Source organism: Streptococcus infantis, assembly GCF_018499575.1.
Classification (GTDB): Bacteria; Bacillota; Bacilli; order Lactobacillales; family Streptococcaceae; genus Streptococcus; species Streptococcus infantis_K.
The window spans coordinates 672,184-687,263 of the sequence record NZ_JAHDAP010000001.1; the positions used below are offsets into that span (position 1 = coordinate 672,184).

Sequence of the window (15,080 nt, forward strand, 5' to 3'; positions counted from 1 at the left end):
CTATATCAGACCTTCTAGAAGACCCTTCATAAAGTTTTCAGAATTGAACTCACCGATATCATCGATTTTTTCACCAAAACCAATCAGCTTAACAGGAATATTAAGTTCCTCACGGATAGCCAAAACAACACCACCTCGGGCAGTTCCATCAATCTTAGTTAATACAATCCCAGTAACAGGAGTAATTTTTGAAAACTCTTTAGCTTGTACAAGAGCATTTTGTCCTGTTGAAGCATCCAAAGCTAGGAAGGTTTCATGAGGGGCTTCTGGCACGACACGTTTGATAATACGACCAATCTTTTCCAACTCTGCCATCAAGTTTTCTTTGTTTTGCAGACGGCCTGCTGTATCTATCATCAAAATATCAATACCTTCTGCTACTGCTCGCTCCATCCCATCAAAGACAACGCTGGCTGGATCAGCTTTCTCAGGACCTGTTACAACAGGAACATCTACACGACGACCCCATTCAGCTAACTGAGCAACCGCACCCGCACGGAAGGTATCAGCAGCAACAAGCATAACCTTTTTACCAGCTTGTTTGTAACGGTGTGCCAATTTCCCGATAGAAGTTGTTTTCCCGACTCCATTGACACCTACAAAGAGCATGACTGTCAAACCATCTTGGAAGTTGATGCTTTCATTGTAGTTTCCATCTTTCTCGTAAAGCTCCACCAATTTCTCAATGATGACACGACGAAGGGCTTCTGGTTTTTTAGCATTCTCAAGTTTAGCTTCATAACGCAACTCTTCAGTAAGATTTGAAGCTACCTGAACACCAACATCACTCATGATCAGTAGTTCTTCTAGTTCTTCAAAAAATTCTTCATCAACTGAGCGAAAATTAGCAAAAAAGGCATTTAAACGGGCACCAAATCCTGTACGAGTTTTCTTGAGACTGCGATCATACTTTTCCTGTACAGTCTCTTCGACCTGAGGGGTTTCCTCAATTGCTAGATCTTCTTCCACTTCCTCGGTCGTCTCTGGTTCAAGTTCTTCAGTGATTTCAACTTCTGTCTCGTTTGATTGAGTTTGATCAGCATCTTCCTCAACACTTTCACTTAAAGTTACTTCTTCAACATGAGTCAATTCCTCTTGAGGACTGTCTGCCTCTTCGATTTGAATTGGTTCATCTTGAGAAAAGTCAACTTCGTCAACTGGCTCAATGATAGGTTCTTCTACAACCTCTGTTTCAGATGAGCCATTGTCGATTTCTTCCTGGTCTTCTTCTGGTAAGTTGTCTTCTACAGGCTCTTTAGTTTGGATGTCTTCAGTTACTGGTAGCTCAGTTTGTTCGCTATCATCCGATAAATCAATGTTTTCTAGAGCCTCTTTGACAACATCTTCAATCTTTGGTTCTTCTATTTTTCCAAATAAACGGTCAAATAATCCCATCCTTTAATTCTCCTTCAGTACGTATTTTTCAATTGCCCAGGCAACAGCTTCCTCGTCATTGGTCATTGGTGTCACTACATTTGACACAGCCTTTACTGCTGGAACAGCATTTTGCATAGCGACACCAAGACCGGCCCACTCAATCATCGAAAGGTCATTAGCCTCATCTCCGCAGGCCATCACCTGACTTTGATCAATCCCTAGGTGCTCAATCAGTTTAGCTAAACCAGTCGCCTTATGGACATTTTTTGGTGACCATTCTAGCAAGAGTTCACGAGATTTAAAAATCTCATACTGGTCAAATAATTCTGGTGAAATCTTCTGAATAGCCGCATCCAAAGGCTCCTGAGGAAAGGCTGTCACGCATTTATTGTAGGTCACCTGACTAGACAAGTCTTCAAAAGCAATTGGTACAAACGTTAGAGCCGGGTTAAACTGGGCATATAAACTTTCTTGGTCAGATTGGATTTGATAGACTGTTCCTTCTGAAATGGCATCTAATGGGATTCCTAGTTTTTCAGTTTCTTCATAAATACGCGTCACATCATCAATAGAAAAAACTGTCTTATCAAGGATCTCACCCGTATTTTTCTGAACCAAACCACCATTAAAAGTAATGGTATACTCATCCTCATGCCCATCTGTACCAAGCTCTTTAAGGAAGAAATCCATGGCCTTGAGGGGACGTCCAGTTGTTAGGACTACCTTGACCCCTTGTTCACGCGCAGCCTTTAAAGTTGCCTTGGTACGATCAGTCAATTTCTTATCTGTCGTTAGCAAAGTTCCATCCAAGTCCAATGCGATTAATTTAATATCCGTCATTACAATCCCTCCATATAAGCAATAACTGACTGGTCTTTGTGGTGACCGATAACTGTTTCAGCAAGTTCTAGAATTTCTGGGCGAGCATTTTCAGGTGCGACCGGGTGTCCTACAACCTGCATCATGTGAAGGTCATTGAGATTGTCACCGAAGGCCATCACTTGATCCATATTCAGATTTAACTTCTTAGCCAATTCGACAATCGCAACTCCCTTGTCCACATAATCAAGAACAATATCAATGGATTCAAAACCAGTCGTCATAGCCTTAACACCAGGCACATGTTCATTGACCCAAGCTTCTCCGGCTTCAACTGTCTCTTCTGTAAAGTTAGTTGTGAATTTGAAAATCTCATCTGTGATATCTTCAAGACTAGCTATTTTTTGGATATTTTCATTGTAATGATGACTAAACATGAGATAGGTTTCATCTACAGTATCTAAAACATAGCAAGCTTTCTTACCAGTCAAGAGCATCTTCTTCTCATCGAAATAAGGTGAAGTCTTTAGCTTTTCAAAAGTTGATAGGTAAAAATCTCTAGGCATGGTCGCTTCATAGAGGTCTTGTCCATGAAAACGAACCAGACTCCCATTTTCAGCAATGAAAATAATCTCATCTTTAACATCCGCAAAATGCTTTTCAAGTGATAAGAGACCACGACCTGATGCTACAGCAAAGTAGATTCCTTTTTCTTTATAAGAATGGAGAAGCTTTTTTAAACGCTCCATATCAAATTGGCCAGCTTCATCTAGAAAAGTCCCGTCCATATCAGTTGCGACTAGTTTAATCATAAATACTCATATTCTCCAGTTGTAAATCTATCTTCTATTATACCATAGAAAAAGTAAAAAAAGACGTGCTGAATTGACACGTCCTTGTCTTCTATAAATCAACCCCTAGGGACAATTGTTATTATAAATATAAGCCCTTCTCTACACTTTCCTGAATCAAATCTTCCGTCAGTTTCCATAATTCTTCTGATTCACTTTTTATGAACTTTTTCTTTTCTAATACCATGTCTGCACTGATATTATCAGGGTTATAATTTAATTCTGAAACTTCTAAGTGATTTATCAGTGGTACCAATGCATCGATCACTCTTGCATATCTTGCTTCAGCACTCTGACCTTTTTCAAATTCCAACCACAAATTTTTCATATTCAAATATCTCTCTTTTGGAAGGAGGCTCATTGTTTTTTCTATAGATTCTAGCTCTCTATCATGAGAATGAACCTTTTTTTCATTATCAAAAACCCAAGTATCTCCGGCATAAATCTCACCTAAATCATGAATCAATAACATAGAAATGACCTTCTCCATATTCAATTTTTCAGGATAATAATCTTGAAGAACTATAGCAGCTATCGCACCTTGCCAAGAATGCTCAGCACTATTTTCAAACCGTCCATCAAGGGTTCTATTAAATCTTGTTACTGACTTCAATTTCTCTATTTCTTTAATAAAATCAACTGAATGTTTCAAATTACTCATTGCTGCTCCTATCTTATTTTAAATTTTAGATATAATATCAAAAAATATTAATTTCATCAAATATTTCCCGTATTTGCAAAAAAATAAAATAGCGCCTAATCCATATGAGATTAGACGCCTATATAAAATAAGTTTCGTTTATTCATCAGTTCAAGGTTCTCTTATCCATATTTGGCAAAGAGAGCTTAAACTTAATAATACAGAGTCGAATCACAAAACCAACAATTGAGAGAATGATAAAGGCAGTAATTCTTGGAAAATGGAGGACAAAGGCCAACCAGTAATAAATAACGCCAATTACAAAAGATAGAAGGGCATAGATGTCTTCTTTTAGGACACTTGGAACTTCATTGATCAGGAGGTCTCGGATAATACCACCACCTGCTCCCGTTAAACAGGCCAAAATCCCTGCAGACATCAAATTCAATTTACTATCAGCTAAAGCTGTAGCTCCAATTAGAGAGAAGATAATTAAGCCAATCGAGTCAAAGATAAGATAAGCTTCTCTCAGCCACTTGTAGAATTTTTTTTCTTGACTTGCATTGGCTTGTTTTGAAGTCACAAAGACATACATGATGACTGCTACAAAGATAGAGACATAAATCGGTCCAGGATCTGCGAGAGCGGAAGGAAAACGACTGATAATAGAATCTCTCAAAATCCCACCGCCTACTGCCGTTACAATTGCCAATAAACTAATCCCAAAAATGTCTAAACGTTTACCAAATCCTTTGATGGCTCCTGACGCCGCAAAGGCTATAGTCCCAACATAATTACAGATCATTAGGAATAGATCAAAATCCATATAAGCTCCTCAATTTATTTTTGTAACCTTTCCGACTTCTTGAAGGTCATTCTACATGCTCTAACTTGAAATTACATATTGAAAACAAACTAAGCATCCATATTCTCTAAATCTTTTAGTTTAACAGAGACAATCTTAGATACACCAGATTCTTGCATGGTCACCCCATAGATAGAGTCTGCTGCTGCCATGGTTCCCTTACGGTGGGTAACGACGATAAACTGGCTGTCCTTATCAAATCGATTGAGATAATCACCAAAACGCTTAACGTTAGCCTCATCGAGTGCGGCCTCTACCTCATCTAGTATTACAAATGGAATGGTCTTAACACGAATGATTGAGAAGAGCAAAGCTAGAGCTGACAAAGCCTTCTCCCCACCACTCATGAGGTTGAGGGATTGGATTTTCTTACCTGGTGGTTGCACAGAGATTTCGACACCTGCAGTCAATAAATCTCCTTCTGTCAGGATTAGGTCTGCTTGACCACCACCAAACATCTGCTTAAAGGTAACTTTAAAGGACTCCCGAATGGCTTCGAATGTTGACTTAAAGCGCTCTTTCACTTCATCATTCATCTCTGTAATGGTCTCAAGAAGTAAGTTTTTAGCAGAAAGAATGTCATCTCGCTGACTATTCAAGAATTCTAAACGTTCGTGCACTTCATCAAACTGTTCAATGGCATCCAAATTGACCGGACCAAGTGAACGAATGGATTTTTCCAAATCCTTAACCTTTTGTTCAGCGATCGCTAAATCTTCTAACGGATTAGCTTGTTCCAAAGCTTCTGTATAGCTAATCTGATATTCTTCAGTCAATTGACTTTGAAGATAGCGAAGGCGATCCGTAATCTTCTCCTTGGTCGCTTCTGCTCGTGTTTGCTTACGAATCAATTCTTCATTTTGCTGACGAGCTTGTTCTAAATGACTGGCAATATCATCCAGTTGTCCCTCAATGTCGTCTAGTTCAAACTGCTTACGAATCAATCCTTGTTGAATTTCTTCCTTCTGACTCTTGGCTTCTGCTTCCTGCTTGGTCAAAAGTTCTGTATCAACTTTTTCAAGATTGTCTACTTTTTCTTGCAAAAGACGTTCAATCTCTTCTTGTTCGATATTGAGGTTCTCAAGTTCTTTGTTAATCCGTTCAATATCCGCAACTTCGTAACGTTTTCGCCCTATCATTTCTGTTTTGAACAGACGTTCTTGAGAAAGTTTATCCTGCAAGTTTTGGTAGCGTTCCTGAATAGCATTTTTATTGGACTTGATTTCTTCGATTTCAGATTCCAGCTTTTGCTTTTCAGTTGAAATAACTGCAAGACGTTCTTGGCATTTTTCCTTTTCAGCTTGCCAATCTCCACCTCTGAGGTTATTTAATTCTTTTTCCTGAAGTTCTAGAAGGGTTTCAAGTTCTTCGACCTGCTGGCTAGTTTGTTGATAAGCCAGATATAAGCCTTGTTCCTGGATACGAGCTTGCTCTCCCTGGGACTTAATAGTCTCCAAAGTTTGGCTAAGTTCATTCAAGGATTCTTGAACTGACTTCAGATTTTCTTCCTCTTGGCGAAGAAGTTTTTCTTCTTGAGCAATCTCTTTTTGCAACTGCTCCAATTCAGGCTTGATGAAAATGCTGTTATTTTGACGATTGGCCCCACCAGCATATGAACCACCTGTTCGTAGTTCTGTACCGTCTAGCGTTACCATACGAACTTGATAGCGTACCTTACGAGCAGCATCACGCGCATGCTCAACTGTATCAAAGATAGCTGTAGTAGCTAGCAGATTTTTAAAGATAGCTTCAAGCTTGCTATCAAATGTCACCAATTCATCTGCCATACCAAGAAAACCAGGACTTGAGGCAATCACATCTTGATTCTGACCTGAAATGCTACGAGCCTTAATGGTTGTCAAAGGTAGGAAAGTCGCACGACCAGCTCGATTTCGTTTAAGGAAGTCGATAGCTTTAGTCGCTGCCTGTTCGTCTTCAACGATGATGTGTTGGCTACTTGCACCAAGTGCAATTTCAAGAGCTGTCTGATAACGAACATCAAAGGTTAAATGTTCACTGACTGCCCCGATAATACCACCCAAGCGATTTTTTTCTTGGAGAACACTCTTAACACCCGCATAAAAATTGCTATGGTTCTTAAGAATGTTTTCCAAACTTTGCGCCTTGGCCTGTTTGTTTTTCAGATTATCCAAACGGTCAAAGAGTTGATTTTGCTGACTTTGATAAGCCTGCTTTTGTTCTTCTTCTTGCTTAGCATTGGTCTGATAGTCAGCAAGTAAGCTTTGTACTTCTTCTTTAGCTGATTTAAGGGCAAGCTCTTGCTCACTAGCCTTGGACTTGGCAGAAGCCAATTGTTCCTTCAAGGATTCTAATTGTTCTTCTTGCTTTTGAGTCTGTTGGCGACTATTTTCAAGGTCATTCTCAATCCGTGTCAATTGGTTAGAGACATCCGCTTCTTCCTGTAAGAAAGCCACGAAACGTTCACGCAATTGCTCAATCATTTGATCTGGATCATCAGAAAAAGCTAATAACTCTGCTTCTAAACGATTGAGTTCCTTAGTATTGACCGCTAAATTTTCTTCTAACTGACTGAGATTTGCTTCTTTTTCTTCCTTCTCCTGAATGAGAGCATTTCTCTTTTCGTCCAAACTAGCTAATCGTGCTTGAGCTTCTTGTTGATTGAGAGCGACTTGTTCTGTTTCCAGTTTTGACAAGGCTAACTTACGCTCTAACTCACTGATTAGACCAGTCAAATCCATCAGTGTGGACTGGTCTTTTGACATTTCAGCTTGCAAATCATGACGTTTCTTTTTAAGAGTTTGGTTTTCTTCCTCTAATTCTTCACGTTTTTGATAGTAGTTCGTCAAAAGTTCTTGAACTTGGTTTAATTCTTCTTCTGTTAAATCCAATTCAGCTTTACTGGCTTGAATTTGTGCAACCAAAACATCCAAGTAGATAGCCTTACGCTGACCATCTATTTCTATAAATTTACGAGCTGTAGCTGCTTGCTTTTCTAAGGGCTTGATTTGATTGTCTAACTCATAGATGATATCTTCCAAGCGGTCTAAATTGTCTTGAGTTTGTTGCAGTTTACTTTCTGTCTCTTTTCGACGAGTCTTATACTTCAAGACTCCGGCCGCTTCTTCAAAAATAGCCCGACGCTCCTCAGGTTTGGAATTAAAAATTTCTTCGACCTTCCCTTGGGAAATAATAGAGAAGGAATCGCGCCCAAGACCAGTATCTAAGAAAAGGTCATGAATATCACGAAGACGGACTTTTTTGCCGTCAATCTTGTACTCGCTATCTCCCGTACGATAGATGTGACGCTCTACCTTAATTTCCTGGCCTGCATCCTTGATAAAGCCGTCCTGGTTATCTAGAGTAACAACTACAGAAGCATAGTTTAATGGTTTTCTACTTTCTGTTCCTGCAAAGATGACATCAGGCATCTTCCCACCACGTAGGCTTTTTACACTAGATTCACCTAGTGCCCAACGCAGACTTTCCGTGATGTTTGATTTTCCAGAACCATTAGGTCCTACAACTGCTGTTACTCCTTGGTCAAATACAACCTTGGTCTTGTCAGCAAAGGATTTAAACCCTTGGATTTCAATTTCTTTTAAATACATGAATCCAGCCCTTCCTCAACTGCATTTTTAGCGGCTTCTTGCTCGGCCAATTTTTTAGATCGTCCTTGACCAGTACCTAGACTCTTCCCTTCGACAAGGACTTCCACCTCAAACATCTTATCATGGGCAGGTCCATTTTCCGAAATCACCTGATAACGAATATCAACGTCCCCATTTACTTGAAGCAATTCCTGGAGGTGAGTCTTGTAGTCTTTAATCATTTCAAAATCACCAGCTTCAACCTTTGGTATCATGACTTGATAGATAAATTCCTTAACACTAGCCAGACCCTTATCTAAAAGGAGGGCGCCCAAAAAGGCTTCAAAGGCATCACCCAAGATGGTATCACGATTGCGACCACCTGATTTTTCTTCTCCTTTGCCTAGCTTGATAAACTGATCAAACTGGCAATCACGCGCAAAACCAGCTAAACTCTCTTCGCGAACAATCATGGCACGAAGTTTAGATAAATCACCTTCTGGTTTTTTAGGATATTTCTTGTACAGATATTCTGAAATCAATAATTGCAGAACAGCGTCTCCTAAGAATTCCAAGCGTTCATTGTGTGAAATTTTTAAGAGGCGGTGCTCATTTGCGTAACTAGTATGAGTAAAAGCAGTTTCAAGTAATTGTTTATCTGAAAAAACAAGCTCAAAACGTTGCTCTAACACGGTTTCTAATTCTTTCATAAGAACCTCTTTCTAAAACATTACAATACACTCCATTATACCAAAAAAAGGATTCATAGTCAGAAAATAACCGTTAAAACGACTTTTTCTCACTTATCTCTAAAATCAATCCATTACTAGCAGTCTAGCCTATTTTTTGGTATAATAAATCTTATGGAAATTGAAAAAACCAATCGAATGAATGCTCTGTTTGAATTTTATGCAGCCCTTTTGACTGATAAGCAGATGAACTATATCGAACTCTACTATGCAGATGACTATAGTTTAGCTGAAATCGCTGAAGAATTCGGCGTTAGTCGCCAAGCTGTTTATGACAATATCAAACGTACAGAAAAAATACTGGAAGATTATGAAATGAAGCTTCATATGTACTCTGACTACATTGTTCGCAGTCAGATTTTCGATCAGATTTTGGAGCGTTATCCAGAAGATGCTTTTCTACAAGAGCAAGTTGAGATTTTAACAAGTATTGACAATAGAGAATAAGAGGAATAAATATGGCATTTGAAAATTTAACAGAACGTTTGCAGAACGTCTTTAAAAATTTACGTAAAAAAGGAAAAATCACCGAGAGCGATATCCAAGAAGCAACCAAGGAAATTCGTCTAGCTCTTTTAGAGGCCGACGTTGCTCTTCCTGTAGTCAAGGACTTTATCAAAAAGGTTCGTGAACGTGCCATTGGGCATGAAGTGATTGATACCCTCAATCCAGCCCAACAAATCATCAAGATTGTAAATGAAGAGTTAACCGCAGTTCTTGGTTCAGATACAGCTGAGATTATCAAGTCTCCAAAAATCCCAACTATTATCATGATGGTCGGTTTGCAAGGGGCTGGTAAAACAACTTTTGCGGGTAAACTTGCTAACAAACTTAAAAAGGAAGAGGATGCTCGTCCTTTAATGATTGCGGCCGACATCTATCGCCCTGCTGCTATTGACCAGCTCAAAACACTGGGACAACAAATTGATGTTCCTGTCTTTGCTCTTGGGACTGAAGTTCCTGCAGTTGAGATTGTTCGCCAAGGTTTGGAGCAAGCTAAAGCCAACCACAACGACTATGTCTTGATTGATACGGCCGGTCGTTTACAAATTGACGAGCTTCTCATGAATGAGCTCCGTGACGTTAAAGCCTTGGCTCAACCAAATGAAATTCTCTTGGTCATCGATGCCATGATTGGTCAGGAAGCTGCCAACGTTGCACGTGAATTTAACGATCAATTAGAAGTTACTGGTGTTATCCTTACAAAGATTGACGGTGACACTCGTGGTGGTGCGGCCCTTTCTGTTCGTCATATCACAGGAAAACCAATCAAATTCACTGGTACTGGTGAGAAGATTACCGACATTGAAACCTTCCACCCTGACCGTATGGCCAGCCGTATTCTCGGTATGGGAGATATGCTGACTCTGATTGAAAAAGCTTCCCAAGAATACGATGAGCAAAAAGCCATTGAAATGGCTGAAAAGATGCGAGAAAACACCTTCGATTTCAACGATTTCATCGATCAGTTGGATCAGGTACAAAATATGGGGCCAATGGAAGATTTACTCAAAATGATTCCAGGCATGGCCAACAATCCTGCCCTTCAAAACATGAAGGTGGATGAGCGCCAAATTGCTCGCAAACGTGCCATCGTCTCTTCTATGACCCCTGAAGAACGTGAAAATCCAGATTTACTAACACCAAGCCGTCGTCGTCGTATCGCTGCAGGTTCTGGAAATACCTTTATCGAAGTCAACAAGTTCATCAAAGACTTTAACCAAGCCAAGCAACTCATGCAAGGTGTCATGTCTGGTGATATGAACAAGATGATGAAACAAATGGGCATCAACCCTAATAACCTTCCTAAGAATATGCCTGGCGGCATGGATATGTCAGCCCTTGAAGGCATGATGGGACAAGGTGGTATGCCTGATATGTCCACTCTTGGAGGAGCTGGAATGCCAGATATGAGCCAGATGCTCGGTGGAGGTCTCAAGGGTAAAATCGGAGAATTCGCTATGAAGCAATCCATGAAACGTATGGCTAATAAAATGAAAAAAGCTAAGAAAAAACGCAAATAAAAAGGACTCAGTTGAGTCCTTTTTATTCTAATTATCTATAAAAGAAACTTTCTGGTGAAATAACTGCTGATTGACTAATCGTCGAAGCTTCGATTAAACGGTCCTTTGTCGCATCAGATTCACCGTTATTTGAGTAGGCAGGATTGCCAGCAGGAATCAATACATATGAGAGAGGCCCATAAGGATTAGATTCTTCTAAGTTCAATGTCAAAAGAGGTAACTCTGGATTTTTACGAAAGGCAGTTACTTGGAATGTTCCTTGTTTACCCTTGTGGTGTTTTATTTCTTTACTTGTAATTGTAACAGTTTCTCCGCTGCTATTAGTCCAATTCCCTTCAATGCTAGATACATCTCCAGAAAAAACAGAAGAAATATCAGCTTTTAATGTTGATTGTGTTTCTTTTGTAACATCCTCTTTATCTTTACTAGTATTTTGTTTAAAGTCGTTCCAAGTCACTTGTTTAAAATCAACTTTTTCAGATGAAATACCTAAAACTTCTGCTGGTTCATTCCCTTGAAACTGTTTAAAATCTTTCTTCACAATTTCTTCTAATTTCCCATCTTTTAATTGATAAGAGATTGCTTCCCAGTTTGGATCAGTACCTTGACCAGCTAAATACTGTAACGTTCCGTCTTTGTAAATCGTTAGACTACTTCGCATTGATCCACCACCAGTACCTGCTCCTTTTACAAAAACTGGTTTCCCATCTTTCAATGTGTATATGGCTATGATAAACTCTGAATCACCAATTAGAAGTTCCTGGGTTTTATCATTGTTAATGTCATAAAAAGCATATTTTTTTGTGTGCCCATTTTCTTTTATTTGAGCTAAGTAATTCATTACCATAGCCTCTTGAGCTTCTGTTCCCTCTACTGCTGATTTAAGCGCATCATTACCGTTAGTGGTCAACTTCTCAAATTTTTCAATAATCGACGCGTATTGTTCCTCTGGTTTCAACTCATTCTCAGTTGTAGATGTAGTGCTTACTTCGCTTGTTTGAGATGTTAACTCTGTTTTTTCTGGTTTTCCTGAACATGCAGTCAATAAAAGTACCGAACCGAATAAAACTAAGAAAGCTACCTTATTTTTCATAAAAACTCCTTCAAGAAATTATTTCATCAAATATCAATTTACAATCCCAAAAATCTTCTTACTCTCTATAGTAAGAAGATTTCTTAATATTTTATCGTTTTTTTCGTAATGTTGCAATCCCAAATGCACCCAGAATAGCACCTAAAGCGATTAAAGCAATATTTGATTGTTCACCCGTCTCCGGCAGTGTTTTTGCTCGCTCTACTCGTGAATAAATTGGCTTACTTGATGCTTGTTGCTGACTTGTGTAGGCTTGACCATTAACAGTAACATTGCCTTTGTCATCAATAGTGACTGCCTTATTATCGTCAAGCGCTCTGTTCAAACTGTTAATGTCAAATTCAGGAAGTTCATCAGCAATTGGTGCTCCATTAGGAATAGCAACAATTGTGCCGTCAGGCAATGTTGCAATGACATTATCTTTTGCTTTTTCTTCCAAATCTTGAAGTTTGTCAAATTTACTTTGAATTTCATCAAGTTTAGTTTGTTCAGTTTTAAGTGTTGTTTTAATCGCTTCAACAAGATTTTTTGCGCTTTTAGCTTTAGCTTCAGCATTTTTAAGTACATCTTGTTTTTCAGCTAATGTTGTTTGAGCTTTAGCCAAATTGATTGGTGCTTCAACATAACCTTTTAATACTTCAGCAAGAGCTTTAGCCTCTTCAACTAAACGGTTTTTTTCTTCAACCAATTTAGCTTTTTGAGCTTTAAGAGCTTCAAGTTTTGATTCTTGAGTTTTAAGTTCAGTTTTTGCATCAGCAAGAGCTTGAACTTTTTGTTCTTGAACACGTTTAGCTGATTCAAGATCTGATTTAGCATCATCAAGAGCTTGTTTCTTAGAAGCAAGGTCAGCAGAGAAGTTATCAACTGCTTTTTGAGCTTCAGCTTGACGTTTTTGTGCACTTTCAAGAGCAAGTTTTGCAAGACGCAAGTTGTTTTCAGCAACAGTTGTTTGAATTGGTGTTGCAGTAGCATCAGCCAATGTCTTTTCTGCTGAAGTTTTAAGTTCTAAAGCGTTAGCGTAGTCAGTTGATGCTTGTTTGAGAGCATCGTTAGCTTTTTCTGAAGCGGTTTGAGCTTTAGCTTTTTCAGCTTTAGCGTCTTCATATGCTTTCTGGATAGCTTCAGCATTTGTTGGGTTAGTGAGTGGTTTACCCGCACCACTAAACACAATTACTAACCAGTAATCACCGTTGATGTTTGCAACATCAAGTCCAACCTTTGACGCACCGTCAAGGTTAGCTTTTAAGTGTCCCCATTCTGCATGAGCGTCAGCAAATGATGTTCCTAATAATGCATTAGCAACAGCTTCTTTCAAATCATGCATGTTTTGGAAGTTTTTCTTTTTACCTAGACGAGCTAGGTTTTCAACTCCGCCCGTAATGTGTCCGTGTGTAAGTGGACTCTTACCACGTTCTTTATAAGCTTTAGCTTTTTCACTAGCAAACGAAATAGCTTCTTTTGTGACACCAGTGTTTTCTTTTGATGCAACAAGATATTTACTATTGTCTTTTAATTGTTCACGGATTTGTTTCAATCCTTCAACATACAAGTGAGAAATTTCTTCTTTTTGTGCTTGAGTTAGATTGTCAATATCAATTGGTTGATTTTTAGCGTTTTTACCAATTGAAACTTCTGTGTTTTCAATTACTTTAGCACCAGAGTCAGTCATAAAGTCATTATCACCTGAAGCGATATCTTCTTTGAATTGAGTCAAGTCTGGAATTTTGACAATATCAACGCTATCCAAAGCTTTTGTAGCTGTATTAAGTTTATCTTTAGCTTTAGTAAGTGTTGATGATGTATCATTAGCTTTTTGAGTAGCTGAAGCAAGGTTATCTTTAGTTTTGTTAATTGAAGTTGTTTTAGCGTCAACGTCGTTTTGAGCGTTATCAATAGCTTCTTGACGTTTTTCATCAGCTTTCTTAGCATCAGTTAATGCTGTTTCTGCAAGAGCGACATTTTTTTCAGCACCCTTAGTTTCAGCTTTAGCTTGTTCAAGTTTATCTTCAGCTTGAGCAAGTCCAGTTCCTGAAATTGCATCTTTAGCAGATTGAACTTGAGTTTCTTTAGCAGAAACATTAGCATTAGCATCAGTAAGTGCTTGTTCAGCGTTAGCTACATCTGTCTTAGCAGTGTTTACAGCTTCAGTTTGAGTTGCAATGTTTGAATCAGCAGTAGCTGTTTCTTTAGTGTTGGCTTCTTGGTCAGAAAGATTAGCTTTTTGGGCCGCTTTATTAGCTTCAATATTTTCAGGCGTAGCCTTAGAAGCAACTTCTTCAGCGTGTTTAACGTCTTCAGTAGCTTTTGCTACTTTTGAATGAGCGTTAGACACTTGTTTGTTAGCTTCATCAGCTTTAGCTTGAGCATCAGTAAGTTGTTCTTTAGTTTGGTCTACAACTTTCTTTTGAGCATCAAGAGCTAGTTTTACATCTGATGATTTTTCAATAGTTGGCTTTTCAACAAGAGCTGGTTCATTTACACTTGTTGTCGTATCTACATCAGTGTTAGCTTCTTGAGCTAATGTAGGAATAGCAGCTGATGCAAGTCCAATAACTGCTGTAGTTGTCAGAATTTGCAATTTCTTCATCAATTTCTCCTTTAATCACTTATTGAGTGATTTTTTATAGTTTCATTATATTATTTTATCATTTATTAGTGTAATATTCAACACTTATTATTATTTTAAGTGTAATTTGTGCTACTTATTATTTATAATTTTTATCTTTACAATAATAGGTGAAGGTAAAAAAATATGAATCAAAATAACTTACAAACATTTATTGCAAAAAGAATTAGATACTTACGCCTTAAAAAAGGATTAAGTCAAGAGAAACTATCTGAATTGGCTGGATTGGGTTCTAAACATATTCATAACATCGAAAATGAGAAATATAATTTTCAAATACAAACACTGAATAAAATTCTAACTGCTCTTGAAGTAGATGAAAAAACTTTTTTCAACTTTGATTTCCCAATCCAAAGCAAAGAAATTGAAAACATCATCAGTCAACTTGAACAGCTTCCAGAGCCACAAAAAACAGATATAATAGATGCAATATCGACTTTATTAAACAATATAAATAACCATTAAAA

12 protein-coding genes are annotated in these 15,080 nt (G+C 38.4%); 3 read left to right on the plus strand and 9 right to left on the minus strand.

Annotated features, from left to right (window positions below):
- From ftsY to rnc, 7 genes are all read right to left on the minus strand, one after another.
- Positions 1 to 1,395 carry a signal recognition particle-docking protein FtsY gene (gene ftsY / locus KJR31_RS03320; protein ID WP_214262058.1) on the minus strand — a complete coding sequence of 465 codons (1,395 nt, stop codon included), beginning with the start codon at positions 1,393 to 1,395 and terminating at the stop codon, positions 1 to 3.
- A 3-nt stretch (positions 1,396 to 1,398) separates the two neighbouring features.
- Positions 1,399 to 2,217, minus strand: coding sequence for a Cof-type HAD-IIB family hydrolase (locus KJR31_RS03325; protein WP_214262059.1), 819 nt, complete (start codon positions 2,215 to 2,217; stop codon positions 1,399 to 1,401).
- Complete coding sequence (locus KJR31_RS03330; protein ID WP_214262060.1) at positions 2,217 to 3,008, minus strand: Cof-type HAD-IIB family hydrolase; 792 nt, start codon at positions 3,006 to 3,008, stop codon at positions 2,217 to 2,219. The genes KJR31_RS03325 and KJR31_RS03330 overlap by 1 nt, the downstream gene beginning before the upstream one ends.
- A gap of 121 nt (positions 3,009 to 3,129) precedes the next feature.
- Positions 3,130 to 3,708 (minus strand): HD domain-containing protein, encoded by a 579-nt coding sequence (locus tag KJR31_RS03335; protein ID WP_214262061.1) that lies wholly within the window; start codon positions 3,706 to 3,708, stop codon positions 3,130 to 3,132.
- 145 nt (positions 3,709 to 3,853) lie between these two features.
- Positions 3,854 to 4,513 carry a trimeric intracellular cation channel family protein gene (locus KJR31_RS03340; protein WP_214262062.1) on the minus strand — a complete coding sequence of 220 codons (660 nt, stop codon included), beginning with the start codon at positions 4,511 to 4,513 and terminating at the stop codon, positions 3,854 to 3,856.
- A gap of 89 nt (positions 4,514 to 4,602) precedes the next feature.
- Positions 4,603 to 8,142 (minus strand): chromosome segregation protein SMC, encoded by a 3,540-nt coding sequence (gene smc, locus KJR31_RS03345; protein ID WP_214262063.1) that lies wholly within the window; start codon positions 8,140 to 8,142, stop codon positions 4,603 to 4,605.
- Positions 8,133 to 8,831 carry a ribonuclease III gene (gene rnc, locus KJR31_RS03350; protein WP_214262064.1) on the minus strand — a complete coding sequence of 233 codons (699 nt, stop codon included), beginning with the start codon at positions 8,829 to 8,831 and terminating at the stop codon, positions 8,133 to 8,135. The genes smc and rnc overlap by 10 nt, the downstream gene beginning before the upstream one ends.
- A 153-nt stretch (positions 8,832 to 8,984) precedes the next feature.
- Between rnc and KJR31_RS03355 the strand changes: the two genes are divergently transcribed.
- The gene (locus KJR31_RS03355; protein WP_125374075.1) at positions 8,985 to 9,317 is read left to right on the plus strand and encodes a putative DNA-binding protein; all 333 of its coding nucleotides are present in this window, start codon (positions 8,985 to 8,987) and stop codon (positions 9,315 to 9,317) included.
- 11 nt (positions 9,318 to 9,328) lie between these two features.
- A complete protein-coding gene (gene ffh / locus KJR31_RS03360) occupies positions 9,329 to 10,894 on the plus strand; it encodes a signal recognition particle protein (RefSeq protein WP_214262065.1) in 1,566 nt (521 codons plus the stop codon).
- A gap of 31 nt (positions 10,895 to 10,925) precedes the next feature.
- Here ffh and KJR31_RS03365 read toward each other — a convergent pair whose 3' ends face one another.
- Positions 10,926 to 11,987, minus strand: a complete 1,062-nt coding sequence (locus KJR31_RS03365) for a DUF6287 domain-containing protein (RefSeq protein WP_214262066.1) — start codon at positions 11,985 to 11,987, stop codon at positions 10,926 to 10,928.
- Between the two features lie 91 nt (positions 11,988 to 12,078).
- The gene (locus KJR31_RS03370; protein WP_214262067.1) at positions 12,079 to 14,574 is read right to left on the minus strand and encodes an SEC10/PgrA surface exclusion domain-containing protein; all 2,496 of its coding nucleotides are present in this window, start codon (positions 14,572 to 14,574) and stop codon (positions 12,079 to 12,081) included.
- A gap of 165 nt (positions 14,575 to 14,739) precedes the next feature.
- Between KJR31_RS03370 and KJR31_RS03375 the strand changes: the two genes are divergently transcribed.
- Positions 14,740 to 15,078, plus strand: coding sequence for a helix-turn-helix domain-containing protein (locus KJR31_RS03375; protein WP_214262068.1), 339 nt, complete (start codon positions 14,740 to 14,742; stop codon positions 15,076 to 15,078).
- The last annotated feature ends 2 nt before the right edge of the window (positions 15,079 to 15,080 follow it).